Below are 21,194 nucleotides of genomic sequence, written 5' to 3'. Positions count from 1 at the left end.
CGTAAGGAGCACACGTCAGATGCAGAACGAGGACAAGCTCCGCGATTACCTCAAGCGGGCCACCACCGATCTGCGTACCGCACGCCGACGCCTGCGCGAGGTCGAGGAGCGGGAGAACGAGCCCGTCGCCATCATCGGGATGAGCTGCCGCTACCCCGGCGGCATCGAATCACCCGAAGACCTCTGGCAGTTGGTGGCCGAGGGCCGCGACGCGGTGACCGAGTTCCCCGCCGACCGCGGCTGGGACGTCGAAAGCCTCTACGACCCGGACCCGGACCACGCGGGCACCTCGATCACCCGGCACGGCGGATTCCTCCAGGGCGCCACCGGCTTCGACCCCGCGTTCTTCGGGGTCAGCCCGCGCGAGGCACTGGCCATGGACCCCCAGCAGCGGCTGCTCCTGGAGACGTCCTGGGAGGCGTTCGAACGCGCCGGAATCGACCCGGCGCAGGCCAGGGAGACCAAGACCGGTGTGTTCGCGGGCGTCATGTACAACGACTACGCCACGCGGCTGCCCCGGGCACCCGAAGGCTTCGAGGGCTTCCTCGCCAACGGCAGCGCGGGCAGCATCGCCTCGGGCCGCGTCGCCTACACCCTCGGCCTCCTCGGCCCCGCCGTGACCGTCGACACCGCGTGCTCGTCGTCCCTGGTCGCCCTGCATCTGGCGATGGTGGCGCTGCGCCGCGACGAATGCTCCCTCGCCCTCGCGGGCGGTGCCACCTTCATGTCCACCCCGCGCACCTTCGTCGAGTACAGCAGGCAGCGCGCCCTGTCCGTCGACGGCCGCTGCAAGGCCTTCTCCGACAGCGCCGACGGCACCGGCTGGGGCGAGGGCGTCGGCATGCTCCTGGTGGAGCGCCTGTCCGACGCCCAGCGCAACGGCCACCCCATCCTCGCCGTCATCCGCGGCTCCGCGGTGAACCAGGACGGCGCGTCCCACGGCCTGACCGCGCCCAACGGCCCCGCCCAGCAGGCGGTCATCAACCAGGCCCTGGCCGGCGCCCGGCTCACCCCCGCGCAGGTGGACGCGGTCGAGGCGCACGGCACCGGCACCACCCTCGGCGACCCGATCGAGGCCCAGGCCCTGATCGGCACCTACGGCGCCGAGCGCGAAGAGGACCGCCCGCTGTGGCTCGGCTCGCTGAAGTCGAACATCGGCCACTCCCAGGCGGCGGCCGGGGCCGGCGGCATCATCAAGATGGTCATGGCGATGCGGCACGGCGTGCTGCCCAGGACCCTGCACGTCGACGAGCCCAGCAGCCACGTCGACTGGTCGGCGGGCACCGTGGCGCTCCTCACCGAGGAACGGCCGTGGCCCCGGACCGGCGAACCGCGCCGCGCGGGTGTCTCCTCCTTCGGCGTCAGCGGCACCAACGCCCACGTCATCCTGGAAGAGGCCCCCGCACTCGACCTGGCCACGACCGACGGAGACACGCCGGTCTCCGCCTCCGCCACGGCCACCGACCGGTCGGCTCCCGCCGTCACACCGTGGGTGCTGTCCGCAAGGACCCCCGACGCACTGCGCGCGCAGGCCGACCGTCTGCGGTCCGCCGTGACGGCCTCCGCCGGCTTCGACCCCGCGGGCGTCGGCTTCTCGCTGGCCACCACACGGTCCCTCTTCGAGCACCGCGCCGTAGTCCTCGCCGACGAGGACCGCGGCACCACCACCGACCGGCTCACCGCCCTCGCCGAGGGACGCGGCGCCCCCGGCGTCCTCCTGGGCGAGGCGACACCGCACCGGGTGGGCTTCCTGTTCTCGGGTCAGGGTTCGCAGCGGCTGGGAATGGGTCGCGAACTGGCCGACCAGTACCCGGTGTTCGCCGATGCCCTGGATGCCGTACTGGATGAGTGTGACCCGCGGGTACGTGAGGTGCTGTTCGGCGAGGATGCCGACGCGCTGAACGAGACCGGGGTGACCCAGCCGGCGCTGTTCGCCGTCGAGGTGGCGCTGTTCCGCCTCCTGGAGTCCTGGGGTGTGCGCCCCGACGTGCTGGCCGGTCACTCGATCGGCGAGCTGGCGGCGGCCCACGTTGCGGGTGTCTGGTCGCTGGCCGATGCGGTGAAGGTGGTGTCAGCGCGTGGTGCGCTGATGCAGGCGCTGCCGTCCGGTGGTGCGATGGTGGCGGTCCAGGCGTCCGAGGCGGAGATCGCCCCGGATCTGTCGGAGACGGTTGGCCTGGCCGCCGTCAATGGCCCCGGCTCAGTGGTGGTTTCCGGGGTGGCCGCCGATGTGGACGCGGTCGCGGAGAAGTGGCGTACGGCGGGCCGCAAGGTGTCGCGCCTGAAGGTCAGTCATGCCTTCCACTCGCCGCTGATGGAGCCGATGCTCGACGACTTCCGCCGGGTCCTTGAGGGCGTGTCGTACGAGGCGCCGTCGATCCCGCTCGTCTCGACGCTGACCGGCGTCCGCGCGAGCGCCGATGAGCTGACCTCGCCGAAGTACTGGGTGCGGCACGTGCGCGAGGCCGTACGCTTCCACGGCGCGGTCACGGAGCTGCGCGAGGAGGGCGTTGACGTCTTCCTGGAGATCGGGCCTGGCGGCGTGCTCTCCGGGCTCGGTCAGGTCAACGCCCCGGAGGCTGCCTTCGTACCCTCCCTGCGTGGCGACCGCCCCGAACTGGCCGCTCTGACCACCGCCATCGGCCAACTGCACGTACGCGGCGTCCCGGTGGACCTGGCCGCCCTTTTCGACGGCAGCGGGGCCCGGCGGGTCGACCTGCCGACGTACGCGTTCCAGCGCGAGCATTACTGGCTGGACGCCCCTGCGGCCGAGGAGAGCACCGGGCGTACTTCGCCGGAGGAGGCACGGTTCTGGGAGGCCGTGGAGGAGGGTGACCCCGCGGACCTCGCCCGTACGCTGGGCGTGTCGTCCGACGACCCGCTGAGCGCGGTACTGCCCCGCCTGTCCGCGTGGCGCAGGAAGCAGCGGGACCGGCTGACGGCCGACGCCTTGCGGTACCGGGTCGACTGGCGTGCGGTGCCCGCCGGGACGCGCCGACCGGCCGGTACCTGGCTGGTCGCGGCGCCGGCCGGCGACGAGTGCGCCGAGTGGGTACGGGCGTCGCTGACGCGGAACGGTGCGGACGAGGTGTACGTCCTGCACGTTGACGTTGACCCGGGGGCCGGGACGGTCGACTGGGCGGAGCGGCTGGCGGAACTGCCGCCGCTGAGCGGCGTGGTCTCGCTGCTGGGCCTCGCCGACGCGGGCGAGGGGCCCGTACCCGCCGGTGTCGCGGCGACGATCGGTCTGCTCCAAGCACTTGGCGACGTGGACGCCCCGCTGTGGTGCGTGACGTCGGGCGCGGTCTCGACCGGCGCCGACGACGCGGTCAACGGGTTCGAGCAGTCGATGCTCTGGGGCCTGGGCCGGGCCGCCGCGCTGGAGCACCCCGGGCGCTGGGGCGGCCTGATCGACCTGCCCCAGGCGCAGGCGCAGGCGCAGGCGTGGGACGAGCGGACCGGGGACCTCCTCGCCTCAGCCGTCGCCGCGTCCGGCGAAGACCAGATCGCCCTGCGCGACCACACGGTCCTCGGCCGCAGACTGGTGCCCGCCCCGCTGGGCGAGGTCTCCGAGGAGAGCTGGTCGCCGCGCGGCACCGTTCTGGTCACCGGCGGTACCGGCGCGCTCGGCGGCCACGTGGCGCGCTGGCTCGCGGCGCACGGAGCCGAGCACATCGTGCTGGCCGCCCGCCGCGGCCGGGCCGCCCGAGGGGCCGAAGGCCTGGAGGCGGAGCTCGTCGGCCTCGGCGCGCGCGTCACGTTCGCCACCTGCGACGTGGCCGACAGGGACGCCGTCGCGGCGATGCTGGAGAGCCTGCCGCCGCTCAGCGCCGTCATCCACACGGCGGGCGTGGAGCGCCCGGCGGCCCTCGCCGACCTCGACCCGCACGACCTCACCGGGTTCGCCGACGTACTCGCGGCCAAGGCCGACGGCGCCCGGAACCTGCACGAACTGCTCGCCGACACGCCCCTGGACGCGTTCGTCCTGTTCTCCTCCATCGCCGGAGTGTGGGGCAGCGGCGGCCAGGCCGCCTACGGCGCCGCCAACGCCTACCTGGACGCCCTCGCCGACCACCGCAGAGCCTCGGGCCTGCCCGCGACGGCCGTCGCGTGGGGGCCCTGGGGCGGCGGCGGCATGGTCGAGGACTCCGGGCAGGCCGCGCACCTCAAGCGCCTCGGCCTCCTCACGATGGACCCCGGCGTGGCGCTCGCCGGCCTCGGTTCCGCCGTCGCACACGGCGACACGAAGGTCACCGTCGCCGACGTCGACTGGGCCCGGTTCGCCGGCACGTTCACGGCGCAGCGGCCGAGCGCCCTGCTCGGCGAACTCCCCGACGTGCGCGCGTTGTTCGACGCCGCTCCCGCGGAACAGGGCGGCACGTCAGAGCTCGCGCAGCGCCTGGCCGCTCTGGACGAGGACGAGCAGGAACGCCACCTCACCAACCTTGTCCGCTCCGAGGCCGCCGCCGTACTCGGCCACGCGTCCACCGACGCCTTCCCCGCGAAGCGCGCGTTCAGACAACTCGGTTTCGACTCCCTGACGGCCGTGGAGCTGCGCGCCCGCCTCAGCGAGGCCACCGGCATCGGCCTGCCCGCATCCGTCGTCTTCGACTACCCCACGCCCGCCGACCTGGCCGCCCACCTGCGTGTGGCCCTGTCGGGCACGGCGCCCGCCGCCTCCGGTACCGGCACCGTCTCGGGCGTGACCGGTGTGAGCGATGAGCCGATCGCGATCGTGGCCATGGCCTGCCGGTTCCCCGGTGGCGTGGCGAGCCCCGAGGACCTGTGGCAGGTCCTGCTGTCGGGCCGCGACACCGTGACGGAGTTCCCCGCCGACCGCGGCTGGGACACCGAGGCGCTGTACAGCCCCGACCCGGAGACGGCGGGCGTCGGCACCACGTACTCCCGCAGGGGCGCCTTCCTCGACGGCGTCGCCGACTTCGACCCGACGTTCTTCGGGATCTCGCCGCGCGAGGCGCTGGCCATGGACCCCCAGCAGCGCCTGCTCCTGGAAACCTCCTGGGAGGCCTTCGAACGCGCGGGCATCGACCCGACAACGCTGCGCGGCAGCCGGTCCGGTGTCTTCGTCGGCACCAACGGCCAGGACTACACGACGCTGATGACGGCCGCCCCCGAGAGCGTCGACGGCTACTTCGGCACAGGCAGCGCGGCCAGCGTGATCTCCGGCCGCCTGTCGTACACGTTCGGCCTCGAAGGCCCCGCCGTGACCGTGGACACGGCATGCTCGTCGTCGCTGGTCGCCCTGCACCTCGCCGTGCAGGCGCTGCGGACGGGAGAGTGCGAACTGGCCCTCGCGGGCGGTGTGACGGTGATGTCCACGCCCGCGGCCTTCGTGGAGTTCAGCCGTCAGCGCGGACTGGCGGCCGACGGCCGGTGCAAGGCGTTCGGAGCCGAAGCTGACGGCACCGGCTGGGGCGAGGGCATCGGCATGCTGCTCGTGGAGCGCCTGTCGGACGCGCGGCGCCACGGGCACCAGGTCCTCGCGGTCGTACGGGGTTCCGCCGTCAACCAGGACGGCGCGTCCAACGGCCTGACCGCCCCCAACGGTCCCTCGCAGCAGCGCGTCATCCGCGCCGCGCTGGAGACCACCGGCCTGTCCCCGTCCGACGTGGACGCGGTCGAGGCGCATGGTACGGGCACGAAGCTGGGTGACCCGATCGAGGCGCAGGCACTCCTTGCGACCTACGGGCAGGACCGCCCCGCCGACCGGCCGCTGCTGCTCGGTTCGGTGAAGTCCAACATCGGTCACACGCAGGCCGCCGCCGGTGTCGCGGGCGTCATCAAGATGGTGATGGCGATGCAGCATGGTGTGCTGCCGCGCACTTTGCACGCCGATGAGCCGTCGCCGCACGTGGACTGGTCCACGGGTGCGGTGGAGTTGCTGTCGGAGGAGCGTGAGTGGCCGGTCGGGGACCGGCCGTGGCGTGCGGGTGTGTCGTCCTTCGGTTTCAGCGGTACGAACGCCCACGCCATCATCGAGCAGGCCCCGACGGTCGAGGAGCCGGCTCCCGCTGTCGCCGCCGCTCCCGCCGGACCGGTGCCGTGGGTGCTGTCGGCCCGAAGTGCCGGGGCCCTGCGGGAGCAGGCGGCACGGCTGCTCTGCGACGCGGTCGACCTGAATCCCGTGGATGTCGGCTTCTCGCTCGTGACGACGCGGGCGTCGCTGGAGCAGCGTGCGGTCGTCATCGCGGACGACGAGGAGACCCGGCTGGCCGCCCTCACCGCGCTCGCCGAGGGCAGACAGGCGGCGGGGGTGGTGACGGGCGCCGTCACGGGCGGGCTGCTGGGCTTCTTGTTCTCGGGGCAGGGATCGCAGCGGCTGGGCATGGGACGTGAACTGGCCGACCAGTACCCGGTGTTCGCCGATGCCCTGGATGCCGTACTGGATGAGTGTGACCCGCGGGTGCGTGAGGTGCTGTTCGGCGAGGACGCCGAGGCGCTGAACGAGACGGGGGTGACGCAGCCCGCGCTGTTCGCGGTGGAGGTGGCTCTCTTCCGGCTCCTGGAGTCGTGGGGTGTGCGCCCCGACGTGCTGGCGGGTCATTCGATCGGTGAGCTGGCGGCGGCGCATGTGGCGGGTGTCTGGTCGCTGGCGGACGCGGTGAAGGTGGTGTCCGCGCGGGGTGCGCTGATGCAGGTGCTGCCTGCGGGTGGTGCGATGGTGGCGGTGCAAGCGTCGGAGGCGGAGATCGCCCCGGACCTGTCGGAGACGGTCGGCATCGCGGCGGTCAACGGACCCACCTCCGTCGTCGTCTCAGGTGTGGCCGCCGATGTGGACGCGGTCGCGGAGAAGTGGCGCGAGGCAGGCCGCAAGGTGTCGCGTCTGAAGGTCAGTCATGCCTTCCACTCGCCGCTGATGGACCCGATGCTCGACGACTTCCGCCGGGTGCTCGAAGAGGTGTCCTACGAGGCACCCGCCATCCCCATCGTCTCGACGCTCACCGGCACCCGAGCCACCGCCGACGAACTCACCTCCCCCGACTACTGGGTACGGCACGTACGCGAGTCCGTCCGGTTCGCCGATGCCGTGGTCACGCTCACGGACGAGGGCGTGACCACGTTCGTCGAGGTCGGCCCCGGTGGCACCCTGGCCGCGCTGGGCCAGGAGTCCGCGCCGGACGCGGTCTTCGTACCGGTGCTGCGCGGCGACCGTCCCGAAGCGGTGGCCGCCACGACGGCTGTCGGCCGACTGCACGTACGGGGTGTCGAGGTCGAGTGGGCCGCGTTCTTCGCCGGCCGTGGTGCCCGGCGCGTGGGCCTGCCGACGTACGCCTTCCAGCGTGAGCGCTTCTGGCTGGATACCCCGGACGCCGCCCGGGGCACTGAGCGGGTGTCGCCGGAGGAGGCGCGGTTCTGGGAGGTCGTGGAGGAGGGTGACATCGCGGATCTCGCCCGTACGCTGGGCGTGTCGTCCGACGACCCGCTGAGTGCCGTGCTCCCCAGCCTCTCCGCGTGGCGCAGGAAGCAGCGTGACCGGTCCACGGCCGACGGGTGGCGGTATCGCGTCGACTGGCGTCCGGTGACCGTCGGTAGCCGGCGATTGAACGGTGTCTGGCTGGTCGTCGCGGCGGCCGGTGAGGAGCGTGCCGAGTGGGTCGGCGACGCGCTGACACGCAACGGCGCGGACGTGCGTGTCCTGCACGTGGACCCGCGAGGCGCCGACTGGGAAAGGGAGTTGGGGGAGCCGTCGGTCCTGGCCGGCGTGGTCTCGCTGCTCGGTCTCGCCGACGCGGGTGGGTCGACCGTGCCCGCGGGTGTCGCCGCCACGGTCCGTCTGCTGCGGGCGCTCGGCGATGTGGACGTGCCGCTGTGGTGCGTGACGTCGGGCGCGGTCTCGACCGGCACCGGTGACGCGGTCACCGGGTTCGAGCAGTCGATGCTGTGGGGCCTTGGGCGGGTGGCCGCCCTGGAGCAGCCCGGCCGCTGGGGCGGTCTCATCGACCTGCCCGAGACGCGGGATGTCACGGCGGGCGAGACTCGGGAGGAGACCGGCGAGCTGCTGGCCTCCGTGCTCGCGGCGGCCGGGGCCGCCGGAACCGGCGGCGAGGACCAGATCGCGCTGCGCGGCGGCAAGGTGCTGAGCCGCAGGCTGGTGCCCGCCCCGGTGGGCGAGGCAGCCGAAGAGAGCTGGTCGCCGCGTGGCACTGTCCTTGTCACCGGCGGCACCGGAGCCCTCGGCGCGCATGTCGCCCGGTGGCTCGCCGGCAAGGGCGCCGAACACCTGCTCCTGACCAGCAGGCGCGGCCCCGCCGCCGAGGGCGTGGACGAGCTGTGCGCAAAGCTGACCGCACTCGGCGCCCGGGTCACGGTAGCGGCCTGTGACGCGGCTGACCGGAACGCGCTGGCTGACGTACTCGCCTCGGTTCCCGCCGAGTTCCCGCTCACCGCGGTCTTCCACGCCGCGGGCATCGAACGCTCCGCCGCCCTCGCCGACCTCGACCCGGACGACCTCACCGGGTTCGCCGACGTGCTGACGGCCAAGGCCGACGGCGCGCGGAACCTGCACGAACTGCTCGCCGACACGCCCTTGGACGCGTTCGTCCTTTTCTCCTCCATCGCCGGCGTCTGGGGCAGCAGCGGGCAGGGCGCGTACGCGGCTGCCAACGCCTACCTGGACGGCCTCGCCGACCACCGCAGGGCCGCGGGCCTGCCCGCCACAGCCGTCGCGTGGGGCCCGTGGGGCGGCGGCGGCATGGTCGCGACCGACGCGCAGGCCACCCAGCTGCACCGCTGGGGCCTTGGGACCATGGCCCCTGACGTGGCGGTCGCCGCTCTCGCCACCGCTCTGGAGCGCGGTGACGGGAACATCGTCGTCGCCGACGTCGACTGGACCCGGTTCGCCGGGACGTTCATGGCACAGCGGCCGAGCGCCCTGCTCGGCGAACTCCCCGGCGTACGCGCGTTGTTCGACGCCGCTCCCGCGGGACAGGTCGGCACGTCGGAGCTCGCGCAGCGCCTGGCCGCTCTGGACGAGGCCGAGCAGGAACGCCACCTCACCGAGCTGGTCCGCCACGAGGCAGCCGCGGTGCTCGGCCACGTGTCCGCTGACGCCTTACCCCCGACGCGCGCGTTCAAGGAGCTCGGTTTCGACTCCCTGACGGCCGTCGAACTGCGCACCAGGCTCCGCGACGCCACCGGCATCGCCCTGCCCGCGACCCTGGTCTTCGACTACCCGACGGCCGCGGCCCTGGCCGCCTACCTGCGCGTCGAGCTGTGCGGCACGGACGCGACACCCGCCTCCCACGCCCCGGCCGCTGCCCGGGGTGTGACCGACGAGCCGATCGCGATCGTGTCGATGGCGTGCCGGTTCCCCGGCGGTGTCGCGAGCCCCGAGGACTTGTGGGAATTCCTCAGGGCGGGCGGGGACGCGGTCACGGAGTTCCCGACCGACCGCGGCTGGGACGTCGAGGCGCTGTACGACCCCGACCCGGACTCCGTGGGAACCACCTACCTGCGGTCCGGCGCCTTCATGTCGGACGTGAGCGGCTTCGACGCCGGCTTCTTCGGGATCTCGCCGCGCGAGGCGCTGGCGATGGACCCGCAGCAGCGCCTGCTCCTTGAGACCTCCTGGGAACTCCTCGAACGCGCCGGAGTCGACTCGGCGTCGCTGCGCGGCGAGCGCGTCGGCGTGTTCGTCGGCTCCAACGCCCAGGACTACAGCCTCGTCCTCGGCGGCGCGGGCGAGGACGTGGGCGGCTACGTGGCGACAGGCAACGCGGCCAGCGTGGCTTCGGGCCGCCTGTCGTACACGTTCGGCTTCGAGGGACCCGCGGTGACGGTGGATACGGCGTGCTCGTCGTCGCTGGTCGCCCTGCACCTGGCGGTGCAGGCGCTGCGTTCCGGTGAGTGCGAGATGGCGCTCGCCGGTGGTGTGGCGGTGATGTCGACGCCGGGTGCGTTCATCGAGTTCAGCCGTCAGCGCGGACTGTCGCAGGACGGCCGGTGCAAGGCCTTCGGAGCCGGTGCCGACGGCACCAGCTGGGGCGAGGGCGTGGGCATGCTGTTCGTCGAGCGTCTGGCGGACGCGCGGCGCAACGGGCACCCGGTGCTCGCGGTCGTACGGGGTTCCGCCGTGAACCAGGACGGGGCGTCCAATGGTCTGACCGCCCCCAACGGTCCCTCGCAGCAGCGCGTCATCCGCCAGGCACTCGCCGGTGCGGGCCTGGCGCCGTCGGATGTGGACGCGGTCGAGGCGCATGGTACGGGGACGAGGCTGGGTGACCCGATCGAGGCGCAGGCGCTCCTTGCGACCTACGGGCAGGACCGTGCGGCCGACCGGCCGCTGTTGCTCGGTTCGGTGAAGTCGAACATCGGTCACACGCAGGCCGCCGCCGGTGTGGCGGGTGTGATCAAGATGGTGATGGCGATGCGGCACGGTGTGCTGCCGCGCACTTTGCACGCCGATGAGCCGTCGCCGCACGTGGACTGGTCGGCGGGTGCGGTGGAGTTGTTGTCGGAGGAGCGTGAGTGGCCGGTCGGGGACCGGCCGTGGCGTGCGGGTGTGTCGTCGTTCGGTTTCAGCGGAACTAACGCGCACACCATCATCGAGCAGGCCCCGGAAGCCACCGATGCCCTGCGAACCCCCGGCGTCGAGCCGGAAGAGGCTTCCCAGCGGGTGCGTGGCGGCTTGGTGCCCTGGGTGCTTTCGGCGGGCGACGAGGGTGCCCTTCGGGGACAGGCCGAGCGCCTGCTGTCCCTCGTGGACGAGCACGAGCCCCTTGACGTCGGCTACTCGCTCGCGACCTCGCGGACAGCGCTGGACCACCGTGCGGTGGTGGTCGCCGCCGACCGATCGGAGTTCCTTGCGGCCCTGACGGCAGTGGCCGAGGGCCGGACAAACGGCGCCGTGGTCAGCGCGGTCGCCGGCGAACCCGGACGACTCGGCTTCCTGTTCTCGGGCCAGGGTTCGCAGCGGCTGGGCATGGGTCGTGAACTGGCCGAGCGTTACGGGGTGTTCGCGGATGCCCTTGACGCCGTACTGGACGAGTGTGATCCGCGCGTGCGTGAGGTGCTGTTCGGCGAGGACGCCGACGCGCTGAACGAGACGGGGGTGACACAGCCCGCGTTGTTCGCCGTCGAGGTCGCTCTGTTCCGTCTTCTCCAGAGCTGGGGTGTGCGCCCCGACATGCTGGCGGGTCACTCGATCGGTGAGCTGGCGGCGGCGCATGTGGCGGGTGTCTGGTCGCTGGCGGACGCGGTGAAGGTGGTGTCCGCGCGGGGTGCGCTGATGCAGGTGCTGCCTGCGGGTGGTGCGATGGTGGCGGTGCAAGCGTCGGAGGCGGAGATCGCCCCGGACCTGTCGGAGACGGTCGGCATCGCGGCGGTCAACGGACCCACCTCGGTGGTCATCTCCGGTGTAGCCGCCGATGTCGAGGCGGTCGCGGAGAAGTGGCGTGCGGCGGGCCGGAAGACGTCCCGACTCCGGGTCAGTCACGCCTTCCACTCGCCGCTGATGGACCCGATCCTCGACGACTTCCGCCGGGTACTTGAAGGGGTGTCCTACGAGGCACCCGCCATCCCGATCGTCTCGACGCTGACCGGCACCCGAGCCACCGCCGACGAACTCACCTCCCCCGACTACTGGGTGCGGCACGTACGCGACTCCGTCCGCTTCGCCGACGCCGTCGGCACACTCACGGACGAGGGCGTGACCACGTTCGTCGAGGTCGGCCCCGGTGGCACCCTGGCCGCGCTGGGGCTGGGCTGTGCGCCCGACGCGGTGTTCCTGCCCGCGCTGCGCGCTGAGCGGCCCGAGGAGGCCGCGCTCGTGACGGCGGTCGCCGCCCTGCACACGCGGGGCGTGGCGGTCGACTGGGCCGCGTACTTCGCGGGCAGTGGCGCCCGGCGGGTGGACCTGCCGACCTACGCCTTCCAGCACCGGCGCTACTGGATGGACGCCCCAGCCTCCGTCGCCGAGGCCGCGCCGAACGCGGACGAGGCGCGGTTCTGGGCCGCGGTGGAGAGCGAGGAGGCGACCGCGCTCGCGGCGTCCCTGGGCATCACCGATGACGGGGCGACCGACTCGCTCCGCGCCGTGCTGCCGCTCCTGACGTCGTGGCGGCGCCGGAGCCACGAGAAGTCGACGCTGGACCAGTGGCGTTACACCGTCGGCTGGAGGCCCGTCGGGATTCCGGCGACGACACCTCCCGCGGGCACCTGGCTGGCCGTGGCGTTCGCCGGTGACGAGCGGGCCCGCGCGGTGAGTGAACTGCTGGCCGGCAGCGGCCTCGCGCTCGCCGTGGTCGAGGTCGAAGGAACGGATCGGGCGGGGCTCGCCGACGCGCTGCGCACAGCCCTCGGCCAGGCCCTCGCGCGGGACGAGGAGATCGGCGGGGTCCTGTCGCTCCTTGCGTTCGACGAGTCGCCGCACGCAGACCACCCCGCGGTGCCGAACGGGGTGGCAGCCACCCTCGCGCTGGTGCAGGCGCTCGGCGACACCGACGTACAGGCGCCGCTGTGGTGTGTCACCTCCGGTGCGGTGGCCGCGGTCGCGGACGACACCGTCACGGGCTTCGCGCAGTCGATGGTGTGGGGCCTCGGCCGGGCCGCGGCGCTCGAACACCCCACGCGCTGGGGCGGGTTGGCCGATCTGCCGGAGACGGTGGACGAGCGGGTGGCCGCACGGCTGTGCGGGCTCCTCGGCGGGGCGGAGGACCAGGTCGCCGTACGCGGGACCGGAGTGTTCACGCGCCGGCTCCGCAGGGCCGACCGGACCGGCTCCGGATCGCGATGGACGCCGCGCGGCACCGTCCTGGTGACCGGCGGTCTCGGCGCCCTCGGCGCACGGGCCGCGCGCTGGTCGGCCGCGCACGGCGCCGAGCACGTCGTGCTGGTGAGCCGCCGGGGTGGTGCGGCCGACGGCGCCGCGGAGTTGGAAGCCGAGCTCACCCAGCTGGGCGCCCGCGTCACGGTCGCCGCCGTCGACATCGCCGACCGGGAAGCGCTGGCCGCGCTCCTCGACGGCCTCGCCGCCGCCGGGGACCGGGTCTCGGCCGTCGTGCACACCGCCGGACTCAACGACAGCACCCCCGTCCAGGAGACCGGCCTCGCACGCTTCGCGGACGTGGTCGGCGCCAAGGTCGCGGGCGCCGCGCACCTGCACGAACTGCTCGCGGACACACCGCTCGACGCCTTCCTGTGCTACTCCTCCATCGCCGGCATCTGGGGGAGCGGCGGCCAGGTCGGCTACAGCGCGGCCAACGCCTACCTCGACGCGCTCGCCGAGCACCGCACCGCCCGCGGACTGCCCGGCACAGCCGTGGCCTGGGGTCCCTGGGGCGGCGGCGGCATGGCCGACGACGAGGCACAGCGGCAGCTCTCGCGGCGCGGGCTCCTGACCCTGCCGCCCGAGCTCGCGGTGGGCGCCCTCGCCGACGCGGTCGGCGCCGGCACGGCGAGCACCGTCGTGGCGGACGTCGACTGGGAGAGGTTCGCGCCCGCGTTCACCATCGCCAGGCCCAGCCCGCTCCTCGCCGACCTGCCCGAAGCCCGTGACGCCGTCGCGAGCCGGGACGACGGTCCCGACGGGCCCGCCGAAGCGGACGGCTCCGACACGGAGGGGGCGCGGCTGCGGGCCCGGCTCACCGGCCTCGACGCGGCCAAGCAGGGCGAACTGGTGCGTACTCTGGTGGTGGCTCAGGCGGCCGAAGTCCTGGGGCACATTACGGCCGGTGCCGTCGACGCAGAACGGGCCTTCCGCGACCTCGGCTTCGACTCGCTGACCGCCGTGGAACTGCGCAACGCGCTGACGGCCGCGACCGGCCTCACCCTGCCCGCGACCGCGGTCTTCGACTACCCCACCCCCGCGGCGCTCGCCGACCACCTGCTGTCGGCCGTCGTGGAACCGCACGGCGAAACACCCCTGGCACCGGCCGCCGCGCCGTCGGCCGCGTCCGACGAGCCGATCGCGATCGTGGCGATGGCGTGCCGCTACCCCGGCGGCGTGAGGAGCCCGGAGGACCTGTGGCAGGTGCTCATGTCGGGCGGGGACGCGGTGTCGGAGTTCCCGACCGACCGCGGCTGGGACATCGAGGCCCTGTACGACCCGGACCCCGCGGGCATCGGCACGACGTACTCACGCAGAGGTGCCTTCCTCGACCGCGTGGCGGACTTCGACGCGACCTTCTTCGGAACCTCACCCCGTGAGGCGCTGGCAATGGACCCGCAGCAGCGGCTGCTCCTGGAGACCTCCTGGGAGGCCTTCGAGCGGGCCGGCATCGATCCGGACGCGGTCCGCGGCGAGCGCGTCGGCGTGTTCGTCGGCTCCAACGTGCAGGACTACGGCCTGGTACTCGGCGATGCCGTGGAGGACGTGGGCGGGCACGTGGCCACGGGCAGCGCGGCGAGCGTCATGTCCGGCCGCCTGTCGTACACGTTCGGCCTCGAAGGTCCCGCGGTGACCGTGGACACGGCGTGCTCGTCGTCGCTGGTCGCCCTGCATCTCGCGGTGCAGGCCCTGCGCTCCGGCGAGTGCGAACTGGCCCTCACGGGCGGTGTGACGGTGATGTCGACGCCGGGCGCGTTCATCGAGTTCAGCCGGCAGCGCGGACTGTCCGTGGACGGCCGCTGCAAGGCGTTCTCCGACAGCGCGGACGGCACCGGCTGGGGCGAGGGCATCGGCATGCTGATCGTCGAGCGCCTCTCCGACGCCCGCCGCAACGGCCACCAGGTCCTTGCGGTCGTACGGGGCTCCGCCGTCAACCAGGACGGCGCGTCCAACGGCCTGACCGCCCCCAACGGCCCCTCCCAGCAGCGCGTCATCCGCCAGGCACTCGCCAGTGCGGGCCTCACGCCCTCCGATGTGGACGCCGTCGAGGCGCACGGCACCGGCACCACCCTCGGCGACCCGATCGAGGCCCAGGCACTGCTCGCCACCTACGGCCAGGACCGACCCGCCGACCGGCCGCTCCAGCTCGGCTCGGTGAAGTCGAACCTCGGTCACACGCAGGCCGCCGCCGGTGTCGCGGGTGTGATCAAGATGGTCATGGCGATGCGGCACGGTGTCCTGCCCAAGACGCTGCACGTCACCGAGCCGTCCACGCACGTCGACTGGTCGGCGGGCGCGATGGAACTGCTCACCGACCCGCGCGAGTGGCCTTCCGTCGACCGCCCGCGGCGGGCCGGCGTGTCATCGTTCGGATTCAGCGGGACCAACGCGCACACCATCATCGAACAGGCCCCCGAAACGGCGTCCCCCGACATCGCGCCCGCGGAACCGGGCGTCGTGCCGTGGGTGCTCTCGGCGCGGTCCGCCGAAGCCCTGCGGGAGCAGGCCTCGCGCCTCCGCGACGACTTCGGGCGCGGGGACGGGTCCGTGACGGTCGCCGACGTCGCCCACTCGCTGCGGTCCCGCTCGGTGTTCGACCACCGGGCCGTCGTGGTGGGCCTGGACCGCGAGGACTTCCGCGCCGGCCTCACCGCCCTCGCCGAAGGCCGCGAGGCACCCGACGTCGTGACCGGCACGGCCGACAACCGCGGCACCGGCACGGTGTTCGTCTTCCCCGGCCACGGCACGCAGTGGGTCGGCATGGCCCTGGAACTCCTCGACTCCTCCCCGGTGTTCCGCACGCGGATGGAGGAGTGCGCCGAGGCACTGGGTGAACACGTCGACTGGTCGCTCATCGACGCGATCCAGGACCCCGTCCTGATGGAACGCCTCGACGTCGTCCAGCCCGCCCTGTTCGCGGTGATGGTGTCCCTGGCCGCCACCTGGCGCTCCTGGGGCGTCGAACCCAGCGCCGTACTGGGACACTCCCAGGGCGAGATCGCCGCGGCGTGCGTCGCGGGCGCCCTGTCCCTGCCGGACGCCGCCCGCCTCGCCGTCCTGCGGAGCAAGGCCCTGACCGCGCTGGCGGGCCGGGGCGGCATGGTCTCGCTCGCGCTCGGTGTGGACGACGTACGCGAACTCCTCACCCGGTGGGACGGACAGCTCACCGTCGGCGTGGTGAACGGCCCCGCCTCCGTCGTCGTCTCCGGCGACATCGACGCCCTGGACGAGCTGATGGACGTCTGCGCCGAACAGGGCGTGTGGGCGCGGCGGGTCAAGGCGGACTACGCCCCGCACTCCCACCACGTCGAACAGGTCGAGACGGACATCCTGGAAGGCCTCGCGGGCGTCACACCGCGCTCCGGCGACGTGCCGTACTACTCGCCGCTGGCCGGCGGCTGGCTGGACACCCGCGAACTGGACGCCTCGTACTGGTACCGCAGCCTGCGGCAGACGGTTGAGTTCGCGGACGCCGTCGTCGGCCTCGTGGCGGCGGGCTTCACCACCTTCGTCGAGGTCAGCCCGCACCCGGTCCTGGTGGCCGGTCTCGGCGAACTGACCGGAAACGACGGCCTGGTCGTCGGCTCGCTGCGGCGCGGTGACGGCGGCAAGGACCGGCTCCTGAACTCGGCGAGCCGACTGTTCGTACGCGGCGGCCGGGTGGACTGGCCGCTGCCCGAGGCCCGGCACGTGGACCTGCCCACCTACCCCTTCCAGCGCCGGCGCTTCTGGCCCACCACGACGCACACCGCCTCCGGCGACGTGACCTCGGCGGGCCTCGGCCGGGTGGACCACCCCCTGCTCGCCGCCGTCACCGAACTCGCCGACTCCGAGGCCCTGGTGTTCAGCGGCAGACTGTCCCCGCGCACCCACCCCTGGCTCACCGACTACCGCGTCCTGGACACCGCGGTGCTCCCCGGCGCCGCCTACGTCGACCTCGCGCTGCGCGCCGGAGACCACGTCGGCTGCGCCTGTCTGGACGACCTGGTCCTCGAAGCGCCCCTGGTGCTGCCCGAACGGGACGGCGTCCAGATACGGCTCAGCCTCGACGGCCCCGACGCGTCCGGCGGGCGGGCGTTCACCGTGGACTCCCGCGGTGACGAGGGCGGGGACTGGACCCGCCACGCCACCGGCACCCTGACCCCCCAGCCGGCCCCCGTCACCGGCGACCTCGTGGCCTGGCCCCCCAGCGAAGCCGAACCGGTGGACCTGGAACAGCACTACGCCAGCGTCACCGCGTCCGGCCTCGACCACGGCCCCGCCTTCCAGGGACTGCGCGCCGCCTGGCGCAAGGGCGACGAGGTGTTCGCCGAAGTAACCCTCCCCGACGACCTCACCGACACCGGCTTCGGCCTGCACCCCGCTCTCCTGGACGCCGCGCTGCACGCCACCGGGCTCGCGACGAGCTCGCAGGGGCTGCTGCCGTTCTCGTGGACCGGGGTGCGGCTCCTCGCGACCGGGGCGACGTCCCTGCGGGTCCGGCTGACACCGGTCGGCGTGGACACCGTGGCCGTACTCGTCGCCGACAGCTCCGGCGAGCCGGTCGCCGCCGTCGACGAACTGAGCCTGCGCCCCCTCTCCGCCGACCAGCTCGACGCCGCGCGCTCCGCCCACCGCGACGCGCTCTTCGAGGTCACGTGGGCACCGATGCCCGACGCCGCTCCCGAGACCGGCACCTGGGCCGTCATCGGCGGCGACACCGCACGCCTGGCCCACGCGCTCACCACGGCGGGCGAACCCGTGGACGAGCACGCCGACCTGGCCGCGCTCCTCGCCGCCGCCGACGCGGGCCTGCCCGTACCGCGGTGCGTGGCCGTGACACCCGGCGAGGGCGCGACGACCCCGCGCGAGGCGGCACACCACACCCTGGACCTGCTCCAGAAGTGGCTCGCGGACGACCGGTTCACCGCGTCACGGCTCATCCTCGTCACCAACGGGGCGGTACCTGCGGGCCCCGACGACGGCGTACCCGACCTGGTACGCGCCCCCGCGTGGGGCCTGGTGCGCTCGGCGCAGTCGGAGCACCCGGGGCGGTTCGTCCTGGTCGACGTGGACGGCGACGAGAAGTCGCCGCGCAGGCTGCCCGCCGCCGTGGCGACCGGAGAACCGCAGGTCGTCATCAGGAACGGCACCGCCACGGTGGCCAGGCTCGCGCGGCTCGCCGCCCCCGCCGACGCCCCCCGGCAGCCGGCGTTCACCCCCGAGAGCACCGTGCTCGTCACCGGCGGCCTCGGCGTACTCGGCGGCATGACCGCACGCCACCTCGTCACCCGCCACGGCGTACGGGACCTCGTCCTGACCGGCAGGCGCGGCCCGGCCACCCCGGGCGCGGACGAACTGCGCCGCGAACTCGCCGGACTCGGCGCCCGCGTCACCGTCGCCGCCTGCGACGTCAGCGACCGCGCCGCGCTCGCCGCGCTCCTCGCCGAGCACCCCGTGACCGCCGTCGTCCACACGGCGGGCGCCCTCGACGACAGCGTCATCGAGTCCCTGACCCCGCGGCACATCGACACGGTGTTCGCACCCAAGGCCGACGCCGCACTGCACCTGCACGAGCTGACCAAGGAGCACGACCTGACGGCGTTCGTACTGTTCTCCGCGGCCGCCGGCGTGTTCGGCGGCCCCGGTCAGGGCAACTACGCGGCCGCCAACGCCTTCCTCGACGCGCTCGCCCAGCACCGCCACGCGCGGGGCCTGCCCGCGACCTCCCTCGCGTGGGGCCTGTGGGCCGAGGCAAGCGGCATCACCGGCCACCTCGACGACGCCGACGTACAGCGGATGGCCAGAGGCGGCATGACCCCGCTGTCCAACGAGACCGGCATGGCACTGTTCGACGCGGCACAGACCACCGGCACCGCCACCGCGGTACCCGCCGCCCTCGACCTCACCGCGCTGCGGGCCGACCCCGGACAGGTGCGGCCACTCCTGCGCGGCCTGGTACCCACACCCACCCGCCGAGCGGCACGCTCCGGCGACGGCGGCACCACCGCGGTCCCGCTCGCCCAACGACTCGCCGGCCTCACCGAGGCCGAGCAGGACCGCGCCCTGGTGCAGCTCGTCCGCACCCACACCGCGGCCGTGCTCGGCTTCCCGGGAACGGAGGCGGTCGAGGCGGAACGGGCCTTCAAGGAGCTCGGCTTCGACTCACTCACCGCCGTGGAACTGCGCAACAGGCTCGACGCCGAAGTCGACTCACGCCTGCCCGCCACCCTGGTCTTCGACCACCCCAACCCGGCGGCACTCGCGGCCCACCTGCGCACCACGGTGCTCACCGGCGACAACTCACCCGCCGCCGAGGTGCTCGGCGAACTGAACAAGCTCACGGTCACCATCTCCAAACTCGACCCGGACGACGCCCTGGCCGGAGACATCCGGCTGCGGCTCCGCTCGCTCCTGTCCACCTGGGACGAGAGCGAACCCGAGGCCCCGACGGACGATCTGACCTCGGCGACCCTCGACGACGTCTTCGACATCATCGACGAGGAACTCGGAAAGTCCTGACCAGCGGAAACGTGCTCCCGCCCCTGATCGGCGGGAGTGCGACCCCACCACCCTGACCAGCCGGTACGGACTCCCGTCACCACGGGCACGGACTCTCACCCAGAGGGGTAACAAGCACATGTCGACCGACGACAAGGTCCTCGACTACCTGAAGCGCCTGACCGCCGACCTGCGGCAGACCAAGCAACGTCTCCGCGAGGTCGAGGAGAAGGACAGCGAGCCGATCGCCATCGTCGGCATGAGCTGCCGCTTCCCCGGCGGGATCACGTCGCCCGAGGACCTGTGGCGTCTTGTCGAGTCCGGCGCCGACGCGGTGGCCGGATTCCCCACCGACCGCGGCTGGGACCTGCAGTCCCTGTACGACGCGGACCCCGACCACACCGGCACCACCTACGCCCGCGAAGGCGGATTCCTCTACGAAGCAACGGAGTTCGACCCCGGCTTCTTCGGGATCTCCCCGCGCGAGGCCGCGGCGATGGACCCGCAGCAGCGCCTGCTCCTGGAAACCTCCTGGGAGGCCTTCGAGCGCGCGGGCATCGACCCCAACTCCCTGCGCGGCAGCCGCTCCGGCGTGTTCGTCGGCACCAACGGCCAGGACTACGGGGCCCTGCTGATGGCCGCGCGGGAAGAGGTCGAGGGATACGCGGGCACCGGCATCTCGGCGAGCGTCATCTCCGGTCGCCTGTCCTACACCTTCGGCCTCGAAGGCCCCGCCGTGACGGTCGACACGGCGTGCTCGTCCTCGCTGGTCGCCCTGCACCTGGCGACCCAGGCCCTGCACCAGGGCGAATGCGAACTCGCGCTGGTCGGCGGCGTGACGGTGATGTCCACGCCGGGCTCCTTCATCGAGTTCAGCCGGCAGCGCGGCCTCGCCCCCGACGGCCGCTGCAAGGCGTTCTCCGACAGCGCCGACGGTACCGGCTGGGGCGAGGGCGTCGGCATGCTCCTGGTGGAGCGCCTGTCCGACGCGCGGCGGCACGGCCACCAGGTCCTCGCGGTCGTACGCGGTTCCGCCGTCAACCAGGACGGGGCGTCCAACGGCCTGACCGCGCCCAACGGCCCCTCCCAGCAGCGCGTCATCCGCCAGGCCCTGGCGAGCGCCGGCCTGACCCCGGCCGACGTGGACGCCATGGAGGCCCACGGCACCGGCACCAGACTGGGCGACCCCATCGAGGCGCAGGCGCTCCTCGCCACCTACGGCCAGGACCGCCCCGCCGAGCGGCCGCTGTGGCTCGGCTCGATCAAATCCAACATCGGCCACACCCAGGCCGCCGCTGGTGTCGCCGGCGTCATCAAGATGGTCATGGCGATGCGGCACGGCGTCTTGCCCAAGACGCTGCACGTCACCGAACCGTCCACGCACGTCGACTGGTCGGCCGGTGCGGTGGAACTCCTGACGGAGACCCGCGCGTGGCCGCGGACGGGGCAGCCCTGGCGGGCCGGCATCTCGTCGTTCGGCGTGAGCGGCACAAACGCGCACACCATCATCGAGCAGGCCCCGGAGTTCGAGGATTCGACCCCGTCGGTGGCGTCCGCCGCGGCAGGACCGGTGCCGTGGGTCCTGTCGGCACGGAGCGCCGAGGCCCTGAGCGACCAGGCGGCGCGACTGATCTCCGGCATCATCGGCCTGGACCCCAGGGATATCGGCTTTTCCCTCGCGACAACGCGGGCGTCACTCGAACAGCGCGCGGTCGTCATCGCGGAGGACGAGGACACCCGGCTGACCGCCCTCACCGCGCTCGCCGAGGGCAAGCAGGCGCCGGGCGTGGCGACGGGCACCGTCGTCCCCGGCCTGCTGGGCTTCCTGTTCTCCGGCCAGGGTTCGCAGCGGCTCGGAATGGGCCGTGAACTGGCCGACCAGTACCCGGTGTTCGCCGATGCCCTGGATGCCGTACTGGATGAGTGT

General features: G+C 73.3%; 2 protein-coding genes. Both read left to right on the top strand.

Features of this window, described 5'->3' with window-relative positions; genetic code table 11:
• The first annotated feature begins 19 nt into the window (after positions 1–19).
• Positions 20–19,288: a type I polyketide synthase gene (locus IE226_RS39315; RefSeq protein ID WP_190086326.1), complete on the top strand. Its 19,269-nt coding sequence runs from the start codon at positions 20–22 to the stop codon at positions 19,286–19,288.
• A 148-nt stretch (positions 19,289–19,436) separates the two neighbouring features.
• The coding region (locus IE226_RS39310) for a type I polyketide synthase (RefSeq protein ID WP_444546092.1) at positions 19,437–21,194 on the top strand (1,758 nt) is incomplete at its 3' end.

The sequence above is a fragment of the Streptomyces longisporoflavus genome, assembly GCF_014649775.1.
Taxonomy (GTDB): domain Bacteria; phylum Actinomycetota; class Actinomycetes; order Streptomycetales; family Streptomycetaceae; genus Streptomyces; species Streptomyces longisporoflavus.
Note: the sequence above shows the minus strand (reverse complement) of the source record. Positions and strands in the feature narration are given on the sequence as shown.